General features: G+C 41.4%; 20 protein-coding genes. 16 read left to right on the top strand and 4 right to left on the bottom strand.

Annotated features, from left to right (window positions below; genetic code table 11):
* Positions 1–733 precede the first annotated feature (733 nt).
* The 3 genes from M23134_RS02240 to M23134_RS02230 all read right to left on the bottom strand — a co-directional run bounded on the left by M23134_RS02240 (position 734) and on the right by M23134_RS02230 (position 4,797).
* Positions 734–1,627 (bottom strand): leucine-rich repeat domain-containing protein, encoded by an 894-nt coding sequence (locus tag M23134_RS02240; protein ID WP_157558296.1) that lies wholly within the window; start codon positions 1,625–1,627, stop codon positions 734–736.
* 10 nt (positions 1,628–1,637) lie between these two features.
* A complete protein-coding gene (locus tag M23134_RS02235; RefSeq protein ID WP_002693497.1) occupies positions 1,638–2,078 on the bottom strand; it encodes a HEAT repeat domain-containing protein in 441 nt (146 codons plus the stop codon).
* 481 nt (positions 2,079–2,559) lie between these two features.
* A complete protein-coding gene (locus M23134_RS02230; RefSeq protein ID WP_002693495.1) occupies positions 2,560–4,797 on the bottom strand; it encodes a HEAT repeat domain-containing protein in 2,238 nt (745 codons plus the stop codon).
* Between the two features lie 359 nt (positions 4,798–5,156).
* Here M23134_RS02230 and lpxK point away from each other — a divergent pair, with 359 nt between their 5' ends.
* The 16 genes from lpxK (at position 5,157) to M23134_RS02150 (ending at position 21,027) form a co-directional block, all read left to right on the top strand.
* Entirely contained in the window at positions 5,157–6,206 is a 1,050-nt protein-coding gene (gene lpxK / locus M23134_RS02225; RefSeq protein WP_002693493.1) for a tetraacyldisaccharide 4'-kinase, read from the top strand.
* Between the two features lie 309 nt (positions 6,207–6,515).
* The gene (locus tag M23134_RS02220; RefSeq protein WP_002693491.1) at positions 6,516–8,528 is read left to right on the top strand and encodes a putative porin; all 2,013 of its coding nucleotides are present in this window, start codon (positions 6,516–6,518) and stop codon (positions 8,526–8,528) included.
* A 111-nt stretch (positions 8,529–8,639) separates the two neighbouring features.
* Positions 8,640–9,221, top strand: coding sequence for a tRNA-(ms[2]io[6]A)-hydroxylase (gene miaE, locus M23134_RS02215; protein WP_002693489.1), 582 nt, complete (start codon positions 8,640–8,642; stop codon positions 9,219–9,221).
* Between the two features lie 10 nt (positions 9,222–9,231).
* Entirely contained in the window at positions 9,232–10,116 is an 885-nt protein-coding gene (locus M23134_RS02210) for a hypothetical protein (RefSeq protein ID WP_002693487.1), read from the top strand.
* A 20-nt stretch (positions 10,117–10,136) separates the two neighbouring features.
* Positions 10,137–10,682 (top strand): hypothetical protein, encoded by a 546-nt coding sequence (locus M23134_RS02205; RefSeq protein WP_002693485.1) that lies wholly within the window; start codon positions 10,137–10,139, stop codon positions 10,680–10,682.
* Positions 10,683–11,575: 893 nt separating this feature from the next.
* Entirely contained in the window at positions 11,576–12,940 is a 1,365-nt protein-coding gene (gene hemN / locus M23134_RS02200) for an oxygen-independent coproporphyrinogen III oxidase (protein WP_002693484.1), read from the top strand.
* Positions 12,941–13,257: 317 nt separating this feature from the next.
* Positions 13,258–13,929, top strand: a complete 672-nt coding sequence (locus M23134_RS02195; RefSeq protein WP_002693477.1) for a hypothetical protein — start codon at positions 13,258–13,260, stop codon at positions 13,927–13,929.
* 297 nt (positions 13,930–14,226) lie between these two features.
* Positions 14,227–15,909: a S8 family serine peptidase gene (locus M23134_RS02190; RefSeq protein WP_198144966.1), complete on the top strand. Its 1,683-nt coding sequence runs from the start codon at positions 14,227–14,229 to the stop codon at positions 15,907–15,909.
* Positions 15,910–16,169: 260 nt separating this feature from the next.
* Positions 16,170–16,565: a DUF1987 domain-containing protein gene (locus M23134_RS02185; RefSeq protein ID WP_002693472.1), complete on the top strand. Its 396-nt coding sequence runs from the start codon at positions 16,170–16,172 to the stop codon at positions 16,563–16,565.
* Between the two features lie 537 nt (positions 16,566–17,102).
* Entirely contained in the window at positions 17,103–17,519 is a 417-nt protein-coding gene (locus tag M23134_RS02180; RefSeq protein ID WP_002693470.1) for a hypothetical protein, read from the top strand.
* A 125-nt stretch (positions 17,520–17,644) separates the two neighbouring features.
* Positions 17,645–18,229, top strand: a complete 585-nt coding sequence (locus M23134_RS02175) for a hypothetical protein (RefSeq protein WP_002693468.1) — start codon at positions 17,645–17,647, stop codon at positions 18,227–18,229.
* Positions 18,230–18,540: 311 nt separating this feature from the next.
* Positions 18,541–18,789, top strand: coding sequence for a heavy-metal-associated domain-containing protein (locus M23134_RS02170; RefSeq protein WP_002693466.1), 249 nt, complete (start codon positions 18,541–18,543; stop codon positions 18,787–18,789).
* 115 nt (positions 18,790–18,904) lie between these two features.
* Positions 18,905–19,723 (top strand): helix-turn-helix domain-containing protein, encoded by an 819-nt coding sequence (locus M23134_RS02165; RefSeq protein ID WP_002693464.1) that lies wholly within the window; start codon positions 18,905–18,907, stop codon positions 19,721–19,723.
* A 65-nt stretch (positions 19,724–19,788) separates the two neighbouring features.
* Positions 19,789–20,292 (top strand): hypothetical protein, encoded by a 504-nt coding sequence (locus M23134_RS02160; RefSeq protein WP_002693462.1) that lies wholly within the window; start codon positions 19,789–19,791, stop codon positions 20,290–20,292.
* Positions 20,289–20,684, top strand: a complete 396-nt coding sequence (locus M23134_RS02155; RefSeq protein ID WP_002693454.1) for a hypothetical protein — start codon at positions 20,289–20,291, stop codon at positions 20,682–20,684. The genes M23134_RS02160 and M23134_RS02155 overlap by 4 nt, the downstream gene beginning before the upstream one ends.
* Before the next feature lie 91 nt (positions 20,685–20,775).
* Positions 20,776–21,027, top strand: a complete 252-nt coding sequence (locus M23134_RS02150) for a hypothetical protein (protein WP_002693447.1) — start codon at positions 20,776–20,778, stop codon at positions 21,025–21,027.
* Between the two features lie 330 nt (positions 21,028–21,357).
* On the opposite strand, the gene M23134_RS02145 is transcribed toward M23134_RS02150, so the two are convergent.
* Complete coding sequence (locus tag M23134_RS02145; protein ID WP_002693442.1) at positions 21,358–22,353, bottom strand: cation diffusion facilitator family transporter; 996 nt, start codon at positions 22,351–22,353, stop codon at positions 21,358–21,360.
* Positions 22,354–22,642: the final 289 nt, after the last annotated feature.

Raw genomic sequence — 22,642 nt, 5'->3', positions numbered from 1 at the left:
TGTACAAGCATTGTAAGTTTTCGAGATAGAATAGATAAGAATATTGTAAGGAATGACCGTTATTTCATTGTGACTCAAAATCAACAATGGTTTGTGGCAAATATGGATTGATAAACGCTCTCTTTTTTCTTAATACAAAGCTTCGGCAAGAGCTAAGGAATAGTACCAAAATAAATTTACATTTTTAACGTCATCTTTCACTGACAGAATTCGTTAAAAAAACTTGCCGTAGCGCTGCTATGACGCCGTCCCGCAGGGCTGGCTCAACATCCACTGGATATTGCCCTGCCTCTCCTGCCAACAAAATATTTTGGCGTTACTATAGAACTTTATTTTTACACCATTCCTAAGTACTTTTCTTCCAGCGCTTCTTCGGTTTCTTTTCTTATTTGAGCAATGGCTTGTACCAGACGAGTTAATGGATGAATTAGGTGAAAAATACGGAGTAGGCCATAAGTACTCAGCGTCTTCAGGGTCGTTTTTTCTTGATTTATTATTGTTATGCAATGATTCGTTGTCCTCGCTCAAGTACTGCTACTATTCCTTCAAAACTAGTTTAAATGCTAATTTTCAAAGGTGAAACAGAGCTCCGAATCAAGTTGGGTTTACAACTCCGAACTTGGTTCGGAGAATTTATAAACTCGCTAAAGCTCCACATCTAATCTAAAACCTCCTATGACCGAAAATTTAACCACAGGAGGTTTGCCTCCAAGCTCTTACAACCAAAATACATCTATTGGTACACCCCTACTGTCTTTTTCAATGTCCCTATGGTAGCAGGCAGAACAATAAACTTATTATGCGCAAACTTGAGTACCTTTAGTTTTTTGAGCCTGTCCAGGTACAAGGGCAGTTCGGTTAATTGATTATGACTTATAATAAGGGTTTCGAGGTTGTCGAGCGCATTGATGGTTTCTGGCAACCTTGTAATTTTGTTATGCGATATATCCAATATTTTGAGTTTTTTAAGCGATTTAATCTCGTAAGGAATCGTAGTTATTTCATTGTGGCTCAAAATCAACACCTCTAGACTTTCAAGCCTGGCAATGGTTTCTGGCAAATGTGTCAGGCTGTTTTTAGACAAGTTCAGGTACTTTAACTTTTTCAACTGCCCTATGCTTTGAGGCAAAGTAGTCAAGAAATTATCTGTTACTTCAAACACCTGCAATTGCTTTAATTGCCCTATCTCCGGCGATAAGTTAAACATTCCGTTTCGGGACAGCTTGAGGGTAATTAAGGCAGGTAATTTGGTGATTTGGGCAGGCATTATTCGATGTGGCTCATCTGACAAGTCCAGCACCTTTGTTTGGGGTGGGTAGTTTTTTTGTTGCAAAACGGGCAAGGCATTGTTTTTCGTAATGTCTGATTCTGATAGTCTAGTGCCTAAGAAAAAAATACTAGAAGTGATCAATATCAATACCATTATCCATACTCCCTCTCTGGCATACTCTCTCTGCTGAACAAGCTTTGCCATTTGTTTCTTCACGAATGTAGTAGGCACTACATTTTTTTTTGATCTAGCCACCAGCTTTTCGTAAGCCCGCCAAAACTCGAACGAATCGCCTGTATAGCTCGCCCATAATTGATCACTTTTTTTTTCTAAAAAGCTATTATACCTGTTTATCATACCTTTGTTTTTAAACACCATAACACCCCGAGTTATCATTATTGATGAAACTATCGGGCGAAGGAATATTGCTTTTATAAAACCCAGCAATGCCTCCTTGAATGTTTGCCCTCATGGCTGTCACCTGAGGCAATACTGCCTCCCAATACCGTTTTTTCTCTGCAATGTAGGCTTGCTGTGTGGCCGAAACATCCATTTTTTCTAATGCAGCGATTGCCTCTAAGGACACATAACTCATTGTATCATCTATGGCATCTACCAAAGCCTGTATTACTTTAGGTTGTTCAAATTTTCCCAGCAAAGTAGCGGCATAAGTTCGATGGGTGTAATGGGCGTGTTTGAGTGCATATATAATGGAAGATATTTTGCGTTTTTTTGCCCAGCGTTTCAGTTTTTTTTCATTCATTTCTATCAAGCCTGCATGAACTAATAGGCGGGTAATGGCGTGCATGTTTTATCAGTTTAAGTAAGACCACAATTATATGCATGACAACGACAAAGTATTTCGATAGTTGATAAAAAAATGGAGTTTTCACAAAAAAGTGGGGGTATTCGCAATTTGAGAGTTACGAATTACGAATTGGGCGAAGCCATTCATAATTAGCTTACGCAGAGCTACCTACGGTCGGTTCGTAATTAAACAATTCATAATTAAAAAGCTTCGCCTCGCGCCCATTAGCTTACGCAGAGCTACCTACGGTCGGTTCGTAATTAAACAATTCATAATTAAAAAGCTTCGCCTCGCGCCCATTCGTAATTAGCCAAGGCAGAGCTCCCTCTGGTCGGTTCGTAATTGATCCATTCGTAATTAGCTAAAGCAGAGCTCCCTGCGGTCGGTTCGTAATTGAACCATTCATAATTAAAAAGCTTCGCCTCGCGCCCATTCGTAATTAGCCAAGGCAGAGCTCCCTCTGGTCGGTTCGTAATTAACTTCAAAGACCTCCCGCCTTCAAAAAAGTACGCATCTCTTGTCGTCCTTGTGGCAAACCATAGTCGCTGAGTAAGCTGATAAAATTACCCACTTTCCATATTTGCTCAATCGCAAGCAACTCTTGCAAAATGCCTACTTGTTTTTTGGTCAACTGGTCAAAAGCCACCGGGCGCTTGCCTGCATACTCAAAGTTAAGCCTAAACAAGATATTATTGAGTGCCAACGACTCAAACATGGATACAGTTCTTATTTTTTCGAGCAATACCTGGTTTACATGACTGGTTTGTTGCTCGTTTAACTCATCAAAAAAACCAGAGATAAAACTCTCCATATTGCCAAACTCGTCTACCCACGGCAAGTTGGTCTGGGCAATGGTTTCTTCGGCTTGCTGTTGTTCTTCTGCCACCGACCTGCCCAATTGCTGCAATAGTTCATTGAGCACTTCCTGGCGGTATTGAGGCTCGTCTAAACGATACAGGGCTATAGTAGCCGCCAGTTTTGTCCACTGGCTTTGTGCCTGCTGGTACCACTGCCTAAAAAAGTCTGCGTGATTGTTGGCAGGTGTAGGGCTGGTAAGGTAACTCAATGCCAGTAATATGTTTGCCTGTACCATTTCATTTTCTTCCTCTTCGATAAAGTACTTAAGGGCAGGTACTATTTTTTTCTGAAAAGGGTAAAACCAAGCCAGTAAAAATATAGCCGCTTGTTTCTCTTCCATTGTTCCCCCTTCCAAAAAGTGGAGGTATACTGGTATGCCCTCTGCCACCCCATGGTAGAGCTCAGCCATCAACGCCTCGTCTTCGCTCTCAAAATTGAGAATATCGCGTTCATAGTTGAGCGAGGTGTGAATATAGTATTCGGGGTAACCCAAAGTAAGCCCCAGCAAATACTGCATAATCTTCTCCTTGTCGGCCACCTGCTCGTACTTGAGCAAATCAATGAAATAGGGTACCGCCAAAACCGATGCCGGATAGCGTGACCCCTGATGAAACAAGTTGCCCCATAACTGCCACCAGGCTTCTTCACGGGTTTCGTTATCTTCAGAGCACAACTTCATAATTTGCAAAGGCACATCGGTTGCTTCGCCATAGGCATGGGTAGTGTTTTTCCAGTCTACCTCATACAGTTTGTCAAAGTCAGGCAATGCCTTACGATCACTTTGGCGGTTGAGCAACACCTGCAAATCAATGAAGTTTTGAGGAATTGCGTGCGCTTCCAACAACTCTCCCGTAATCTTGTCTTCCCGCAACCACTGTTTTTCTACCAAAGTTTCCAGTACTTGCTGCTGCACCTTGTTAAAATTTCGGTAATTTTGAATGGTATTGTCGCCAAACACCATCAACATAATGGCTTGAATAATAAAAGAGTTATGATTTTGGGGCTGTAAATGACTCAACAACAAGGGTACCACCAGGGTAAACTGTTTTTTGCCCGTTTGCCTAAAGAGTGACACATGATTGGTCAAAAATAAAATATCGGCAGGTGTTGCATGTTTTTCGCTTTGTTTACTGCCACGTTCGGTAATATCGCTAAACAAAAACTCTTTGCGTACCCGCCTGTAAACCAGGTAAGTATCTCTGTAAAAGTTCATATAAGGCGAAGGCTCAACAAAAGCGTTTACCACCTTACAAATAATATCGTCTGCTGTCTCAAAATTCAACGACCTCATCAACCCTATTGAGGCAATATACGCCAAACGTTGGTTAGGGTGTTGTACATACTCATAACAAAGGTCAATAGCAGCCTGTCGGTTTTCAGGCGTCACGTATGTATTATACCCATAAAGGTCGCCCACATGGGTCAATATATGCGCCTGCATCTGTTCGCTGGGGTAGCGTTCCATCAACCCTCTAAAGTCTTCTACCGACAACCATATACCGATTCCTTCGCATCGATAGGCAATAAAATAACGCACAACCAAAAACTCATGCTCCAGAGAGCATTCCTGCGCCAACAACTGGTCAAACACCTGAGGCAATATATCGACAATAAGGTTGGTAATGGTAAAATCAAACATAATACTCAGCAAAAACTCCTGAGTTGCCTCGCAGTAGCTGGTGATCTGCTCATATATTTGTACAAAAGAAGCTTTAAGCACTTCCCCCTTGTCTTGATCAACCCAGTAAGCCGACACCACTTGCTTGAAATGCTCAAAATCCTGTGTCGATGGATGGTGTTTCAACCTCTCTAATAAGTCCTCCCAGTCAACCTGAATGTTTTCTACGGTATAAATTGTCATTGTTTATCTTCTCAAAAAGCGATGGTATCAAATTATTGCTGTTTCAAATAAATGAGATTGTATAACAAAACCCAAATATTCTCTATCTTTGTGCCCTTATTTCCAGACACTGCCAAGTTTTAGATGTTTGGTATACAACCAAAATCTGTGACTGATAGTCTGTATTTGCCTCTTCTTGAATATGAATAAGAGAGCAACTATGTAAACAATGATCGAAGTGTTAACCATTATGCCTCCGCATCGAGTTCGGCTCAATGCCTCGAACTTGTACCCGGAGGATTGTCAACAGTCAACATCAGTTTTTTTGGTTAACTCGTGTGGTTCAAAGTATAACTATTGATATTGCCTATTTTTGCTTTATGAACTTTACCCAAATCCTGCTGTATCCTTTTACTTTATTGTATGGATTGATCACCGACTTTCGGAATCACCTCTACAACATAGGGCAACGTCCCGCCATTAAGTTTGACACCAACGTGATCAATGTAGGCAACCTTACCGTAGGGGGCACTGGCAAAACCCCCCACGTAGAATACCTCATTCGTTTGCTGGGCAAGCACTACCAGGTAGCCACCCTAAGCCGGGGCTACGGCAGAGATTCAAAGGGGTTTATTTTGGCAGATGAACAAGCCACGGCTACTACTATAGGCGATGAACCTATGCAGTTTTACAAAAAATATGGAACCCAGGCGGTAGTAAGTGTGGGAGAAGAAAGGGCATTGGCCATTCCATATATTTTAACCGAACACCCCGAAGTACAAGTAATATTGCTCGATGATGCCTACCAGCACCGGGCAGTGACGCCTTCGTTCAATATTTTGCTGACCGATTACCAGCGCTTATTTTATATGGACCATCCCTTTCCGGCGGGCAGGCTGCGCGAACGACGCAGAGGCGCCAAAAGAGCCGATGTAGTCATTGTGAGCAAATGCCCCGACAGTTTGGCAGCAGCCAAACAAGTAGAGATCAGGGCAAATATAAAAAAATACACAACACCCAATGTTGCGGTGTTTTTTACAGGCATTCGTTATCAAACACCCCAACCCATATTTGCCAGTCCACCTTTAGGCGACAGCCTACCCAAAAATGCCGTATTGGTAAGTGGCATTGCTCAGGGCGACTTGCTGGAGCAGTATGTAAGCCAGCACTTTAACCTTGCCAGTCATATTCGGTTTCGTGACCATCAAAATTATACTAAAGCCGATGCCGAGCGAGTCAAAAAAGCATTTGAGTCCGTAAGTAGCCATGACACTATTTTATTGACTACCGAAAAAGATTTTGTAAAATTGGGGGCAAAAGCTTTCGAGCATATATTGGGCGATTTGCCTTTTTATTATATACCTATTGAAATTTATTTTTTAAATCAACAATCAGTTTTTGATCAATTGATCAAAGAAGTCATTGTTTAAACAATGGTCCATAGTATTTAGTCGATAGTCCATAGCTGATTCGAGCAGATGTTCACCTTATTAAATACTGTAAACCGAACTTGTGAGCTCAACGAAGTTAATCAGTGTTTAATATTAATTAAGATTGTGTACTCACTTTATTTTCAAAAGTGTTTCGGTTTTATGCCGAAATAACTGATAACCGAGCCTCTGATGAGCTCAACAAAGTTAATCAGCAAACAACTTTGACTAAAATCACTGCGGAGTATTGTTAAATAAACAAGCATATTTTTTTGTGGCTCAACGAGCTACTTAAGTTAGTAATATTTAATGGAGTATTTGGGAGATATGAGAATAAGTAGGTTATGGCTCGTTTTGGGGCTTATAGTGGGGGTTCAATGCAGCAGCTGGAGCCAGTCTACCATTTTGGATGATACAACCAAAAATGTATACGGTCCTAAAACTACCCGCTTTTTTCTGGAAAAAGACTTATTACAAAACCGGGATACCTTACGTATGGTAGACACCAGCCTCAACGCTACACATCAGTATGACATGGTACAACGCCTTGACAATATGTACCAGGACCTGGGGCTGATAGGTACGGCTATCCGTCCGATTTATTTTCAAATGCCCGAACAAATAGGCACCCAGCTGGGAATGGACGCCTACCAACCTTATGTGCTTCACCCTGACAAGGTAAAGTATTTTAATACCCGCTCGCCGTTTACCCAGGCATTATATGGGCAAAACACCAGAGGAAACCAAAAAATTCATTTTCGCTATACGCGTAATATCAATGAACGATTTAACATTGGGTTGCTTTACCGACGCGAAAACACCCACAAACAGTTTGGAGGCGAAACCACCCGCGATCTTGCTGCTGACCACCATAGCCTGGCAATACACGCTGCCTACCAAAGCAAAAACAAGCGCTATAGACTACTCTACAATTTTGCTCACCTCAACCAGATGGTGCAGGAACAAGGCGGTATTGTATTGGGTGAGTCTGACACCCTGGCCAATGGAGAAGTAAGGGTAGATAGTTTGTTTGGGTATGAACTGGAAGCCTCTCAACTGGGGCTGACAGCACGTAGTTGGCAAACCCAAAATACCCACCATTTGTACCATGAGTATGCGTTGTTCAAACAATTGCAGCTTTTTCATATACTCAACCTAAGCCGACAACGCGACGACTACGAAGATACGGGCATCACTACCAGTACCAACCAGGATTTTTACCGACCTTTTGCTACCGACCCCGATATGTATGTGTACAACAGCAACGGCACCAGCGAAGGTTTTAAGTATCGTTTGTTTGACAATATGGCAGGAGTAAAAGGCAGTATTGGCCCTATTTATTACCAAGGCTACGCCAGGGCACGCCAATACAAACTTACCCACTCGAGGGAAGGACAGGTGGAAGGAGTGACAGTTAGGGCTACTGACGATTTAATTATCAATGGGGTGACAATTCCTCAGTTTACTTTAGACTCTATTCCTACCCGTATCAACACCAACAACACCGAACTCTTTTTAGGGGGGGCTTTCGGCATCAACTTCAACCAATTTAGTCGCTTGTATGCCAGTGCCGAGTATGCTCTTACGGCGCGCAGCGATTACCGAATTTCGGTGGCCTTTGAGTCAAGAGGCTTGATAGCAAAACTGCAAAGTTCGTTTACTACACCTACTTTGGCTCAGCAACGCTTTGCCAGCAATCACTTTATATGGGACCGTACCAACCTCAACAATATGCTGGCAAACGAGGCGTCTATTAGTTATGACATTCACACCTCTTGGTTTACCGCCAGGCCTTTTGGTAGTTATACCCTTATCAACGATTACATTTATTTTAATGAACAGGCATTGCCTACCCAAGCTCCTGAGTTGGTGCAGATAGCAAGTGGTGGGGTTGATTTTCACGTACGTTGGCGGAGTTTAAATATGCGCACCAAGGCGGTGTTGTCTAAATCTTTGGGCAGTACTGAGTACCTTAGGGTGCCTGAAATACTGGTCAATTCGCGTATTTATTGCGAAGACTGCCTGCTTACCAAATTGATGCATACGCAAATAGGCTTTGAGGTTCACTACAAGTCAGCATACAAAGCAGATGCCTATATGCCCGTATCCAAGCAGTTTTATTTGCAAGACAACGTCCTCTCTCCGGCTTATGCTTTGGTAGATTTCTTTTTTAATGTACAAATTGGACGGGTGAGGGTTTTTCTTAAGATGTCGCACCTCAACCATATATTCAACAGCAACCAAGGGTATATTACTACCCCTACTTTTGTGGGTATGCGCTCTGCTTTTAATGTGGGCTTTAACTGGATGTTTTTTAATTAAATGTTCAGAACAACCTGTTCATTTTTAGTTTCAACTTCTTTGCTGTATATCACTAAAAAACAGGCAAATTTAAGGGCTTGTGATGACTTATCAGTATTAACACAATAGATTATGTTAGGATTAAAATTACCCACTGACCCTCGCTGGGTCAATATTGCCGAAAAAAACATCGAAGACATATTAGTAGACCACGCTTATTGTGAACAAAAAGCAGCCTCATCGTGTATTTCGCTCATTGTACAATACCCCGAAAAAGAGAAGCTGGTAGCAATGATGACAGAAGTAGTAGCCGAAGAGTGGGGGCACTTTGAGCGGGTGCTTGCCGAGCTCAACAAACGAGGGTTTAAACTGGGGCGCCAACGCAAAGATGAGTACGTGATTAATTTGCTTAAACATATTCGCAAAGGTGGGCACCCCAACGATCAGTTTTTAGACAAACTACTCGTGTGTGCGCTTATAGAAGCCCGTAGTTGTGAACGTTTTCGTTTGCTCTCAGAAGAAATTGCCGATGAAGACCTCAAAAAATTTTACTATGAGTTGATGATCTCTGAGGCAAATCACTACGTAAATTTTGTGAACCTTGCCAAAGAATACCTACCCGAAGAAGTAGTAAAAAAACGTTTGGATGAGTTTTTTGAGATAGAAGCCGACATTATATTGAACCTTGAGATGCGTAGCGACCGCATGCATTAATCCTATAACAATGAAAATATTCAATTATATATTTTACCTGTTTGTGCTGGCAAGCCTCACGCTCTATAGCTGCGAAAAAGAAGCCCCGGAAACCATTAACCCAAGTTTGGTAGAAGCCGAAGGTTTTATTAACGAATACGTGGCTTTGCAAAGCAGTGCTTATGATGCACTCAACATAGTGGGCGATGTACTACTCAGAACACAAAAAGAGATACAGGCTGCCTCTACTACGGCACAAAACCTCACCTTTGACGATTGTGAGGCGCAAATAAGCATTGTAAAAACCAGCAATGACCTGGTACAAATAAGCATTGATTATGGCGAAGCTAATTGCCCGGATGCCATTACCAACAAGACCCGAGGTGGCAAAATAATAGTGCAACAGACAGGCACTACTACCTATTATTCGTCGGGGCACCAAATGTCGGTCACCTTTGATAATTTCCAACTAAACAGCCAGGCATTGTCGGGCACTATAGCGGTCAAAAACACGTCTAAGTCAAGTGATTTTACTCTAGAAGATACTGTCAAACAACAACTAACCTATACTAATTTTCAGCTAAACGCCAATGGTATGCTTGGCAGTGGCTATCAGGAAAGGGGACTCATAAAAGGATTGCAAAGCCGCAGTATTGGCGATGACATGTACTGGTCGGATACTACCCACTTGACCATTGTTGAGCAGGCAAGTAACACCAACAAATACACGATAGTTGACCCGGAAATAGGCAAAGACCCTTTGATATTTGACATGTTTTGCTGGAACAACCAGGTATACTACCCCACCAAGGGCATTATCAATATTAGTTTTGAAAGCGCCAGCGTAAGCAAAGTAGCTACTGTAGATTTTGGCAATGGTGCTTGTGAACGTTTCAAAACGGTGACCGTAGAATAAGTTAAAATAGTATAAACAACATGAAAAACTTAGCCCTTGCCTTTGCCTTGTCAGTAATGACCATAGGTAGCATTCAGGCACAACGAAAGTATAATCGTTACTCTCCCAAAAAAATCAAAAAAGTAAACAGTTTTTTTCTTGAAGGCGGGGGCAATGCTGTATACGGCTCGGTTAACTATGACCGGGCTTTTAACTTCCGTAAATTTGCTGCCAGCATTAGAATTGGCGTGGGGTTGTTTCCGGCAACCAACTCTGAGGCAAACTACCTTTACCCTATCATTCCACTGGAAGGTAACCTTTTGTTTGGTAAAAAAAATCATTTTATAGAAACCGGATTGGGAGTAAGCAATATGGTTGTATACAGAAGCATAGGTCAAGATACGCCTAAGTTTATACTCTTGGGTTTTGCCCGCATTGGTTACCGCCTGCAAAAAGCCAATGGTATGTTTTTGCGCGTGGGCTTTACCCCTATTCTTATGGACATTGCCATCAACGAACAAACCAACAACAAACGGGGCTTTGGCTTTATCCCCTGGGCGGGAATTTCTATTGGCGAGAGCTTTTAAGGGAAGCGAAAAAAATAACTTCCTTGACTTCTATTTTTGGCATACGGAATTAGGGTTGTGCGAAGTTTTTAAAATTATTGATATACAAACATTTATGCATAAATCAAGAGGTTTATTGTAGGGGCTACCCTTGTGGTCGCCCTAGCGAAGGAGTGCATACGCCGGCGGAAAGAAAGGCGCTGTTGGTCAGACACGACGCAAATGAGTATACTGTTTCAAAGTACAAGTGTGTATGCCATTTTTTTAAGTTGGGTAATTAATTACTTTCTTATCCCTAAGTTCATTACTGGAGTCACGCAAACCCTTCTAAGCACCTCTATTTAAATGGTTATATTGCTCTATTGTTTCGCAATGCATCGCAGAACACAATAGAGCCATTTCACAAGCCTTGTGAGGGAAAGTATCAGTCAATTACAATACGAATTGTTTAATTAGTAACGTGTTCGCCCCGTAAACGGGATTTCGGGCGTAGCCCTCAACAATAACCCCGATAAGAAATCGGGACTTTGAAGCTGTCCGATTTAGAATAAATTAGCTTCGCAGAGCTTGAACTTCGTTCTGCGGTTCGCTTTACTGCCTTTCGTTATTTTTATTGCCCGTAGTACCGTCCCACGGTCTGGCTCAACATCCCCCGGATGTTGCCTTGAGCGCAAAAACCGATGGCTAAAGCTTCGCTTTGCCGAGCTCTGCCAAAGGCTAAATGCCTCAGTCAGTTGTACGTATTTGCCCTAAAAAACAGAAACTTATTTTGAACACGTTACTTAGCTAACACTCAGTTTTTGTAGGTTTTGGGTTACCACATTCTATACCTGACAAAAGTCATAGCAAAGTAATGTACTTGTGTGTAATTATGCAGTCTGTAACAGAAAACAGGCATAAAAGACGCATAAAGTATGAACAAACATTTGATAGATAAGTACAACATTCCAGCACCCCGTTACACCAGTTATCCTACAGTACCTTTTTGGGAAAACGAACGATTTTCTGCCCACCAATGGAAACAATCAGTTGCCCGCTCATTTCGCGAAAGTAACCCTCAAGAAGGCATCAGCCTGTATATACATCTTCCCTTTTGCGAAAGCCTTTGTACATTTTGTGGTTGTAACAAACGCATCACTAAAAATCATCAGGTAGAACGTCCTTACCTAGAGACGGTACTCAAAGAGTGGCAAATGTATAAAGACTTATTTGACACTCCTCCCCGCATCAAAGAAATGCACTTGGGTGGTGGCAGCCCTACTTTTTTTAGCGCCCAAAACCTAGGTTGGCTGATAGAAGGCATCTTAGCCGATACTGAACTGGATGACACACCTTTATTTAGCTTTGAGGGCAACCCCAACAATACTACCAAAGAGCACTTGCAGGTATTGTATAACCTGGGGTTCAGAAGGGTTAGCTATGGCATTCAAGACTATGACTTGAACGTACAAAAAGCCATTCGACGAATACAACCCTACGAGCAGGTGCAACTGACCCACGAACAAAGCAAAGCAGTAGGGTACACTTCCATCAATCACGATTTGGTGTATGGCTTGCCTCTACAAACCCTGGAAAGTGTGTTAGATACCATTCGCAAAACAGAAGCACTGGCACCCGATAGAATTGCTTTTTATAGCTATGCCCACGTACCCTGGGTCAAAGGTAGCGGACAAAGGGGCTACTCAGAAACCGACTTGCCCAAGTCTGCCGCCAAGCGTCAATTATACGAAGAAGGGCGCCAACTGCTTGAAAGTGGAGGGTACCGGGAAATTGGCTTAGACCACTTCTCTTTGTCTAATGATGATTTGTACCAGGCATTGGAAGAAAAACGACTTCATCGCAATTTTATGGGTTATACCTCCTCTAAAACCCAATTAATGATTGGGCTCGGGGTTTCGTCCATTAGCGACTCCTGGTATGCTTTTGCCCAAAATGTAAAAAAAGTAGAAGAGTATCAGCACCTTGTCAATTCTGGTGAATTGCCCGTGTTCAGAGGGCACCACCTCAATACTGAAGACCTCATCATTAGACAGCACATACTAAACCTCATGTGTCAGCTGGAAACCTCATGGACAAACGAAGAAGCAAAGCTGGGAGGTTTTGACGGGTTGATGCCCCACCTTGAGGAGTTTGAAAAAGACGGGTTGATTAGTGTAAGCAATGAAGGGATAAAAATAAAAGCTGAAGGCAGGCCTTTTATCCGCAACATCTGTATGGCGTTTGATGCTCGCCTGTGGAGAAACAAACCTGAAACCCGCATTTTTTCTATGGCGATTTAAGCATAAGAAGCCAAGGTTATAGCACAAGTAATGATTATGTGACCGTAGTTTAGTGATATTGTTAGAGTAACTTCCAAATTTTATTTTGACAATATTACTTATTTGCAATTATAAGTTTTTTATTACATCATATTTCACATTTTTGTTTAATTCAAATGTTTCAAAAAAATAGTTGTTTAACAAAAAATTAACATTAAATATATGATAAAACGCTTGCTACCCACAAAAAAAACACCTTCCTTTATTGCATAATCTTAACTAACTCTGGTACTTTTTATTGAGTACCTATACTTTTACAACCTAAACTAACATCCATTATGAAAAGAATTCACTTTTCAGCAATATTTGCTTTGGCACTTATTGTAATGCTCAACGCATGTAAAAATTCGGAAAAAGAAGTAAGCGTTCCTGCTGCTAACGATTCTCAAAAGTTTTCTAAAAACATTACAGTTTTTGACAAAAGCGGTCAAAACTCAATTGTAATGCGTGTATCTGCCGATGACAAATCATTGATTGAGCAGTATACTGCAGCAAACTTTGTTTTCACTGCTTTGAAAAAGGGAGAGACTATTGCTCGCCCACAAACTACTGGTACCGAAGAAAACGGCGAAACAGAAGATAACGCTGCCAATGCTCAGCACGTTTCTTTTGAAGTAATGCAAAGATCTTTAGCTCCAGAATTTTCTAAAATTGCCATTACTTTTAACCACCCTGACGATCAATCAAGAGCTTCTTGGAAGTATTACTGGCACTACAGCCAAGCCAATGTTGACAAAAGTGCTTTTATTGAGCGTCATAACGTCTGGAGACGGGTGTTTTTTGGTTTGAAATATAGACCAAACTCTGGTAGTTCTTGGTCTACTATTGTTTCTACATGGTACAAACTGTCTAACAACCAATCATACAGCGTAGACAGAAACCCTTGCTACCAGTTTAGGTTCCACGTAAAGACTAAAAAACAAAGTGCTTATACTGCTTATTTTGAGTAGTAGTTTTACTTAGTCAAAACTGCGTAAAATTATTTTATCAAAAGAGGTTGTTTTGAGAAGGCTTGCTTTTTCAAACAACCTCTTTTTTTTAATCACCAAGGGAGGGATTAAGAAATAAAGTACGCAGAATTTAGGTTGAAATTTTGAGTGAAATAAGGCATTTTTTGAAGGAATAGCCATAGCTATTGCTGAAAAAAACTCCTAGTCCCGGCGGAACTGCCGGGGTAACGAGATATTCACGGAAAATAGCATCTAAAAATGCGTATACTATTTCTTGTTTGCTCCCTAAAGAAGTCAATGATGTACAAATTTCTTTTCTGGTTATGGCTGTTTATATGGTGTGTACAACCCAAACAATCGATCGCACAAACACTTGAAAGTACTTCTCAAGAGTTTTTGATTCGCACAATATCTCAGGTTGATTTTAAACAGCTGATTGAAAAAATTAAAACTACTCATCCGTTGATTGCCCCATCCATTGAAATGGTACGATGCATTGCACCTACCCTGTCTGTATGGTGTGTACGTTATACAAACCGGGCAACCCTGCCTCAATTTTTGACCGCTCTACATGCTTTCCCTGCTGTTACAGACATACAAACAAACCATCTTTTAACAAAACCCAGGGGTCGCCTCATCAGTGATCCATTGTATACCCAACAGTGGCAACTGGTCAATGACAATATAAATCAAAACACATTGGACATTGACATTGATGCTGAAGAAGCCTGGCAAATAAATACGGGAGGCTATACCACCCACCAAGATACCATTGTAGTAGCCGTAATTGACGAGGGCGTACTGGACAGTCACCCAGATTTGACCCATAACATTTGGCGAAATACGCACGAAATTCCTGATAATGGAATAGATGACGACCAAAATGGCTGGATAGATGATGTGCTCGGCTGGAACTTTAAAACCAACACCAATAATGTCAATAATGATGGCATTGGTCATTGGCACGGTACTCCAGTAGCAGGTATCATTGGGGCAGAAGGCAACAATGGCATAGGAATAAGCGGTGTAAACTGGCGAATAAAACTCATGTCGTTGGTAAAAGGGCAAGATGAGGCGTCCATTATTGCGGCGTATGACTATATATTGACTATGCGCAAAAAATACAACGAAAGTGGGGGCAAGCAAGGGGCTTTTGTGGTGGTAGCGCATGCTTCCTGGGGGGTTGACTCATTAAAAGCGGCAGATGCTCCTTTGTGGTGCGCCATTTATGACGAACTGGGCAAGGTGGGGGTGCTTAGTGTAGCGGCTACCACCAATAATAACACCAATGTAGATACAGAAGGCGACATGCCCACCACTTGCACCAGTAACTATTTGGTGACAGTAACCAATACCAATAATTTTGACGAAAAAATAACAGGAGCTGGTTATGGAAAACAATCGATTGACCTGGCGGCTCCTGGCTTTAATAGTTTTACCACCTTAAACACAGGTACATACGGGGTCTTTGGTGGCACTTCGGCAGCTGCGCCTTATGTATCAGGCGCCATTGCTTTGTTGTATGCCATGCCTGCCAATCGCCTGATGGACTCGGTAAAAGCAGCCCCGGCACAAACTGCCTTACGCCTTAAACAATGTATTTTGGCAGGAGTTGATCCAGTGGCTGGTTTGCAGGCTTTTACTGTATCGGGAGGAAGACTAAATTTGTATGGAAGCATTCAACAATTGAGCGCTTACTATGGGCTCCACCAGTCCGCTTCTATACTTGGCTCGCTCAATGCCTACCCCAACCCAATAAAAGAGCACTTATTTTTAAAAGTAAGCCTGACTGGTGCTACTCGTTTGACAATACAAATTACTAACCTTTCGGGCAAAACCATCAAATCTCGTCAATTGGGCACATTGCCCCAAGGAATTCATAGAATAAGGCTGGAAATGGCTCACCTGCCAAATGGCATATATTTATGCGTGGTGCAAGGTTCTGCGGGTAGGCAGGTAATAAAGTTAATTAAAAAATAATCCATTCAATCACCTGATTTTCAAACTTTTAACACACCAAAAAGTAGTTAATAGTGTACCGTTGGCAAACATCATTTACCCGTATAAAGGCAGTTGTGTCCTGTATGAAACTGATACTATTTTGCTTAAGTATGAGCAAAAAATATTTTTTTTGGAAAAAAGTTACTTGAGGGGGGAGATATATCGATAGTAAAATGTACTACCTGTAAACCTTACAAATCACTAAATAAAATAGTCAGTAGTCATTTAATCATCGTGTTATGAAAAGTTTATTTGTTGCCGAAAAATACTACACCCCTCAAGTATCTTTTAATATAGAAAACAGTTTGTTCGAAATTACAGGAGAGTCTTTCAGTGAATACTCTATGGATTTTTATGAGCCAATCCTCAGTTGGCTTGAAGCATACACCCAACAATACTCCCAAACCATTCTATTTAACTTCAAGGTTTCTTATTTCAATACCAGCTCTTCGCGCCGATTTTATGAAATACTCAAAATATTGGATGGCTACCACAAAGCAGCCAAAGGCTATGTGATGGTCAACTGGTTTGCTTCGCCCGATGACATGGACATGATAGAGTCTGGCGAAGATTTTAAAGAAGATTTTGATATGCCATTCGAAATTGTTTTGAAAGAACGCAGTTTGGTAGCTTAAGCCCTTACTACCCAGGCAATTTAAAATTTTATCAATCACTTCTACCTACTGATTTTATAAATATTTAAAAATTAATACATGATGAAGTAGGTAGTATGCTTGCAGAACAGCCTCAAACTTGAAGCACCGATATGCATCGGCATCTAAGGACTTGTTGCTAAAAGCTTGAGGCTGTAGAAGCTACTGACTAACAACTCCAAGGCTTGTACTTCAATTATTTTTGACAATCATTCTATATCCCATCCTGAATGATCATTGATTATATTTCTTTCGTTTGAAGTGCAGCCTTTTTTTATTCTCCTTTTTTCGCCTTTCTCTGGTTAGGTCAACCTAAGACCTTACACTTGCGTTTGCAAATGTAACATTGTGTTTTCTCGGCAAATACAAATATTTTATTTTAATAAAGCATTTCTTAGATTAAATTACAGAATAATATTTGCAATTAGGCATTAAAAAAAGTACACTTGTAAAAGTCTACTCAAGTATTTGATGAAGTAATATAGATTCAAAGCTTGTTTAAAATTCATTGGCGAACAGATGAAACAACCGTTTTATAAAATACTATCCATTACGCTGACATTGTTGATCTTGCGTAGCTCGCTTCCATTGGGGGTATACGCAGCATCGAACAGTAACTCTACGGAATGTCACATCTCGCCCACCAAAGAGCTTAATTTTTGGCAAAAATTTCTGCAAGTATTGGTACAGTCCAGTACCTCAGAAAAAGAAGAAGAAAACAAAAAAGAAAAGGAGAAAGAAGGTGAAATAGAAAACCTTAAACTCCGTCGGTTGCTTGGTCACCTCCAGAAAGCACTCGTTTCACACCAAACCCACAAATTTCAAGTATCTTATTACGAATGGCTACACCACGCTTCTCTTACCCTCAAGGCCAAACGTTTCCATCATTTGTATGTGTTTTTTCATAAACTCAAAATTCCTACAAGCATCGGTTAAAACTATATAGCGAACAAATTGTTGTTATGTTTCGCTCTGTTGTAGCAAAACTACTAAACCAATGGTAGCAATGCCTGCATCAGCTGTATTTTTTACCATGTTCTTTAGGCTAATTTTTGTTTATTATGAAAGATTTCAATGAGATGTCGTTGGCTAAAGACCAATGCCTTGACAATCCTCCCCTATGCTCAAGACAAATAGCAGTGATATTTATTTTAGTCCTTTCTGCACTATTGGTGGGCATATATGGTCACCTTACCCTGGCTGGGTTCCTCAGTGTGCTGGTGCTTAGTATTATTTTTAAGCGTCAAATCAACTACAATATATCTAAAAAATACGCGCTCAACTCTATCTCACGGTTAATGGCTGAAGCCCAGTTTCCTGACCATGTACAACTACAGGTAAGTTGTGTGCAAAAACAACGGTATGTAGTACTTACTACCCAAAAGTCTACCCCTGGTCAGGTATTAATTATAGAAATACTACACCCTGAGCTAGTGGATATAAAACAAATGCGTCAAGCACTGAAACACTATGAGGCTCACCAGACGGAAGTGTACATGATCATTAATAGTCAGTGGGAACAAGCAGCAGAGTTAAAAAGTCAATTGGCTCCTTATATCAGTATTTACCGAATATACAACCTACTAGACAACTGTTTGGTGCACCTCAAGGGCAAACTAGAACAGACGACTTCGATCTCGGTGTAAAACATGTGCAAGCCTTGTCAGGCAAAAAGATTATCAAATGAACGCTTTTATTTATAAATTTGTATTGTTTTATACAGGGCTTTCTTATAAAAAATGAGAAACCTCTCTGAAGCTTGCAAAGTACGAGGTTTCGATCGGGCGTGGAGACACTACCCGAGGCGGGAATATGTTTTTTTTAGGGTATATTCTCCTAAAGAGCCTTTTAGTAAACCTACAAAAATAACCTGAGCCATAAAACGGCACATCTTATTTTTTCCGCTTTACTTATAAGAAAACCCTGTTGTTTTATACAATGAAAACCATCGACAAATATGAAAACACATACATTTGAGCATACCAATATTAAGTGCGCTGCTTGCGAAGAAAAAATTCAGGGAGCATTTGCTCAGGAAGCACGCATAGATTCGTTTCAGGTAGACTTGCAACACGCTGACCGCCCTTTGACGGTACAAACGGGGGATAATATGACCACTGAGGAGGTGTCGAATTTAATTTATAAGGCGGGTTATGAGGCCAAGCCTGCCAAGAAAGGCTTGTTTAAGAAGTTGTTTAATAAGTAATTAAGTTATACTAAGGGGCTGTCTCATTATATGCTATTTGAAATACTTGATACCTGGCAAACTTTTGAAACCTACCAAGTATTAAAACTGAGACAGCCTCTTTTACTATTGCCTCATGCAGTTCGATCTACGTACGCCTCCCTACCCACTCAATCAACTGGTAGAATCGGTGCTTTTCTACGACCAGTACTCCCCCACCCACCAAGTAGAACGGCTTTTGCCCGATGGCTCGCTCAACCTTATTGTAGAGCTTCATGGCGTTGCCCAACACATATACGACAATCGTTTACTTACCCCCATTAGCACCCACAAACACGCTTGGTTGTCGGGCATGCACTCTGGCTATATTTCTATCGATTCGGGCATAGGGACTTCTATGCTCATTATTCGTTTTCTGCCTCAGGGCGCCTATCCTTTTTTACACTTTCCGGTAACCGAGCTCAATGATTTGGTCATCGAGGCTGACTTAGTCTTTGGGCAACACATTGCCCGGCTCAGGGAGCAACTGCTTGCCAACCCTAGCAGCGAAACCCGGTTTGAGTTGGTCTATAGGTGGCTGCAGGCACGTTTCAAGGCTGAGTTTTTGCCTCCCCAGGCAATCAATTATACTTTAGGGCAAATTCACCAAAACAACGATACACATACCTTCAAAAATTTCCACCAACAATTGGGTTATTCGCAAAAACACTTGATCGCCCTATTCAAAAAATACGTGGGTTTTCGCCCAAAACAATACCAGCAAATCACCCGTTTCAATCTTGCTTTAGCGCACATAGCTCAAGGGCAGGGTGTGCAATTGACTGCTTTGGGATATGATTGCGGCTATTATGACCAGGCGCATTTTATCAAGGAATTTAAGAAGTTTGCAGGGTTTAGCCCTAAAAAGTTTATCCGCGAAAAGGGCGATTATATTCATTATTTACCCTTGAGGTAAATTTTTTACAATTTTCCTCCTTTCCTTTTCATCACTTTTGCCAAGTACTTATTCTCAAAAGTGATATGAAACACCTCATGGTTTATTTAGTGCTGTGGAGCTGGGCAACTGGTGCCTACAGCCAAGCTACCCCACAGCTGGCATTTTTCGAACACCTCACCCAGGACAAATGGGAAATGAACGGCGACTGGGGCAACGGCAAAAAATTTAGACAAATACAAGTATATAGTTGGGGGTTAAATAAGCGCATTGTCAAGGTGCAAACCTTTGGCACTACTGATCCAAAAACAGGTGCTTTTGGCTTGCGCAATGAGGGAATCAGGGCGTGGGATGCCACCAAAAAACAGGTGGTTTTCTGGGAGTTTGATGTCTTTGGTGGCATTACTCAAGGAACTTGCACTGTAGAAGGCAACTTTCTTTATTATGACTATACTTACCAAGGGCAAAGCTTTCGGGACAGTTGGCAAAAAATTTCTCCCAATGCTTACGCCTACAAGGTGGGTACTTACAAAGATGGGCGTTGGCTCAAAGTTTTTCTATCTGCTACTTATAAAAGAATGACCAAATGAATACTTACTTAATCATCGTAAACATTTTGGGTGGGCTCGCCTTTGGAGTACATACATTTATGGGCGACCGCGAGCTGCACCTGATCACCCCGGCAAGCAATGATAGCCACTGGCTAAAAAAACAAGAAACCTGGACAATGACCCGCTGTGGGTGGCACTGGATTTCGTTTGATTTGCTGATGCTTACGGTTTTACTTTCCTTGATTAATTTTACAAATTGGATTCCTCACCCAGCTTTTGTGGTACAGTTGCTGGCAATATATACGTTGGGCTATGCTTTGTTTTGGTTGGTAACGGTGGCCATTTCCCGCTCTTTTGCTCAAAATTACCTCAAGTTGGGGCAGTGGATGTTGATGTTGCTCATCAGTGGGTTGTTGTTTTTGGGTGTATGACAAACCCTGAAATGCTTATGAAACAGTACCTCACCTTTACCGTTTCTTGCTACAGTACGTAGGTATAGGCAACACCTAAAATTAATTGAAAATGATACAACACTTTTTTGCTACTGTATTATCTGTATGCTTATTTAACCAAGCTGCTGTCAAAAGTGACTGTAGCCAAGTGGCGGGTATTGCAATCTGGAAAGAAACAATGGTTTTTGCCAAAGATGAAAACTTTCCCTACTGCAAATTGTTGCAACAGGCGGTAAACAAAGATCAAAAATCTATCAAACGGCTTGCTTTCAAAACCTTTGATGCTTCGGCTGGGCTAGTACCTCAACCTCTAAATACCTGATACATTATTTCGGCGATGTTTGCCCCCTGACTTTACTTAAAAAATATCGCGTAGCTATGGCTATGCTCAATTTTTGAAGTTCGTCAGAGAACAAATCTCATCCTAAATAAATAGTGCATTTACTTAGAGGATAAGGTACTAGGGCACGGCACTATAATAGTAGCCCTGGTACACAAAATAGGGGAAAAGACTTTTGTCAAAGCTATTAAAAAACTTAACCCCCAAAACAAAAAAGATGTACTGCTCAATCTTGAGGCAGGGCTGGCATATACCAGTATTAAAAAATACCACGAAAAACCAGTCAAAGATGTTTTTCCTGAGCTTGCCCGGCTACTTTACTAGCTTACACCCTTCCGAGAGGGTTTCGAGCTCTAAAGTAACATGTCCTATGTGAAGGTGCTGGCAAGTGTGTTTTACTTCGTGCTTAAGCGCCTTACACTGGGCACTGCTGAGGTTTTCTTCTACCACCAGGTGTAGGCTCATAATCATCTCGCTGCCATCCATAGACCACACCCTTACGTCGTGCAGGTCGATTACATGGGGTATTTTCAAAATCTTTTCTTTGGTGGTCTCCAGGTCAAATTTAGGAGGCACTGCCTGTAGAAACACATTCAGAATAGCCCGCAGGTTTTTAAAGGCATTATATAATATATATACTGCAATCAACAACGATAAGATAGGGTCGATAATGGGCACATCGGCAAACAACATTACTATGCTACCTACCAATACTGCCACCCAACCCAAGGCATCTTCCATGAGGTGCAACATCACTGCTTTTTGATTGATAGAGTCGTTGTTGCCTGACTTTAGCCGCAACACTGCCAAGCCGTTCATGGTGACCCCCAAAATGGCCAACAACAACATGCCTTTGGCATTGACTGCCTCAGGGTGAATGAGCCGGGGGATGGTTTCGATAAAAATAAAAACTGACCCCACAATCAATATCACCGAAGTAATAAACGCCGATAAAGGCGAAAAACGTTTGTAACCATAGTTGTAGCGATCATCGCAACCTTTTTCTGAGTAACGCTCCATAAACCAGGCAGAGCCAATGGCTATAGTATCGCCCAAGTCGTGAATGGCATCAGACATAATGGCCATTGAGTTGGTAAGTACACCACCTATCAGCTCAATAATAGTAAAGCAAAAATTGAGAAAGAAAGCTACCTTTAAGTTTGAGGTTACCGGGTGTACATGAGAGTGCCCACTGGCGTGGTCATGTTGGCAACTATGATGGTCATGTGTGTGATGTGGCTCGTGTACATGAGTGTGGTCATTGGCCTGGTGACCGTGGGCAGTGTTTTCTCCAATAGTTTTATCCATAATATTTTACAGGCTTCATTTTAAGACTTGTTCAATGTGAGCAAAAGGTTTTATGTATAAATCAGTCTCTACTTTTGACATTGAAAATAACACATTTTAAACAAGCTAATAGGGTAGTCGCAAAATGCCACAAAAGGTCACAGCAAACCCTCAAAAGAGTTGCCATGGCTCCATTGTTACACTGGCAAATTTGTCGCTCCCTATACTATAAGTGATCTGGAAAAAATAAGATGTGCCAATTCAAGAAAATATATTGTTCTCAGACGATTCAAAAAAAACGGTGCATAGC

The sequence above is a fragment of the Microscilla marina ATCC 23134 genome, assembly GCF_000169175.1.
Classification (GTDB): domain Bacteria; phylum Bacteroidota; class Bacteroidia; order Cytophagales; family Microscillaceae; genus Microscilla; species Microscilla marina.
This window is presented reverse-complemented; position numbering and strand designations above follow the sequence as displayed.

Coding starts and splice junctions, on each gene's coding strand:
- miaE (WP_002693489.1), top strand. CDS start 8,640: ATGTTAGGATTAAAATTACCCACTGACCCTCGCTGGGTCAATATTGCC.
- M23134_RS02190 (WP_198144966.1), top strand. CDS start 14,227: ATGATGTACAAATTTCTTTTCTGGTTATGGCTGTTTATATGGTGTGTA.
- M23134_RS02220 (WP_002693491.1), top strand. CDS start 6,516: ATGGAGTATTTGGGAGATATGAGAATAAGTAGGTTATGGCTCGTTTTG.
- M23134_RS02240 (WP_157558296.1), bottom strand. CDS start 1,627: ATGATAAACAGGTATAATAGCTTTTTAGAAAAAAAAAGTGATCAATTA.
- M23134_RS02195 (WP_002693477.1), top strand. CDS start 13,258: ATGAAAAGAATTCACTTTTCAGCAATATTTGCTTTGGCACTTATTGTA.
- M23134_RS02210 (WP_002693487.1), top strand. CDS start 9,232: ATGAAAATATTCAATTATATATTTTACCTGTTTGTGCTGGCAAGCCTC.
- M23134_RS02175 (WP_002693468.1), top strand. CDS start 17,645: ATGAAAGATTTCAATGAGATGTCGTTGGCTAAAGACCAATGCCTTGAC.
- M23134_RS02155 (WP_002693454.1), top strand. CDS start 20,289: ATGAATACTTACTTAATCATCGTAAACATTTTGGGTGGGCTCGCCTTT.
- M23134_RS02145 (WP_002693442.1), bottom strand. CDS start 22,353: ATGGATAAAACTATTGGAGAAAACACTGCCCACGGTCACCAGGCCAAT.
- M23134_RS02180 (WP_002693470.1), top strand. CDS start 17,103: ATGAAACAACCGTTTTATAAAATACTATCCATTACGCTGACATTGTTG.
- M23134_RS02205 (WP_002693485.1), top strand. CDS start 10,137: ATGAAAAACTTAGCCCTTGCCTTTGCCTTGTCAGTAATGACCATAGGT.
- hemN (WP_002693484.1), top strand. CDS start 11,576: ATGAACAAACATTTGATAGATAAGTACAACATTCCAGCACCCCGTTAC.
- M23134_RS02160 (WP_002693462.1), top strand. CDS start 19,789: ATGAAACACCTCATGGTTTATTTAGTGCTGTGGAGCTGGGCAACTGGT.
- M23134_RS02230 (WP_002693495.1), bottom strand. CDS start 4,797: ATGACAATTTATACCGTAGAAAACATTCAGGTTGACTGGGAGGACTTA.
- M23134_RS02150 (WP_002693447.1), top strand. CDS start 20,776: ATGATACAACACTTTTTTGCTACTGTATTATCTGTATGCTTATTTAAC.
- M23134_RS02185 (WP_002693472.1), top strand. CDS start 16,170: ATGAAAAGTTTATTTGTTGCCGAAAAATACTACACCCCTCAAGTATCT.
- M23134_RS02170 (WP_002693466.1), top strand. CDS start 18,541: ATGAAAACACATACATTTGAGCATACCAATATTAAGTGCGCTGCTTGC.
- M23134_RS02165 (WP_002693464.1), top strand. CDS start 18,905: ATGCAGTTCGATCTACGTACGCCTCCCTACCCACTCAATCAACTGGTA.
- M23134_RS02235 (WP_002693497.1), bottom strand. CDS start 2,078: ATGCACGCCATTACCCGCCTATTAGTTCATGCAGGCTTGATAGAAATG.
- lpxK (WP_002693493.1), top strand. CDS start 5,157: ATGAACTTTACCCAAATCCTGCTGTATCCTTTTACTTTATTGTATGGA.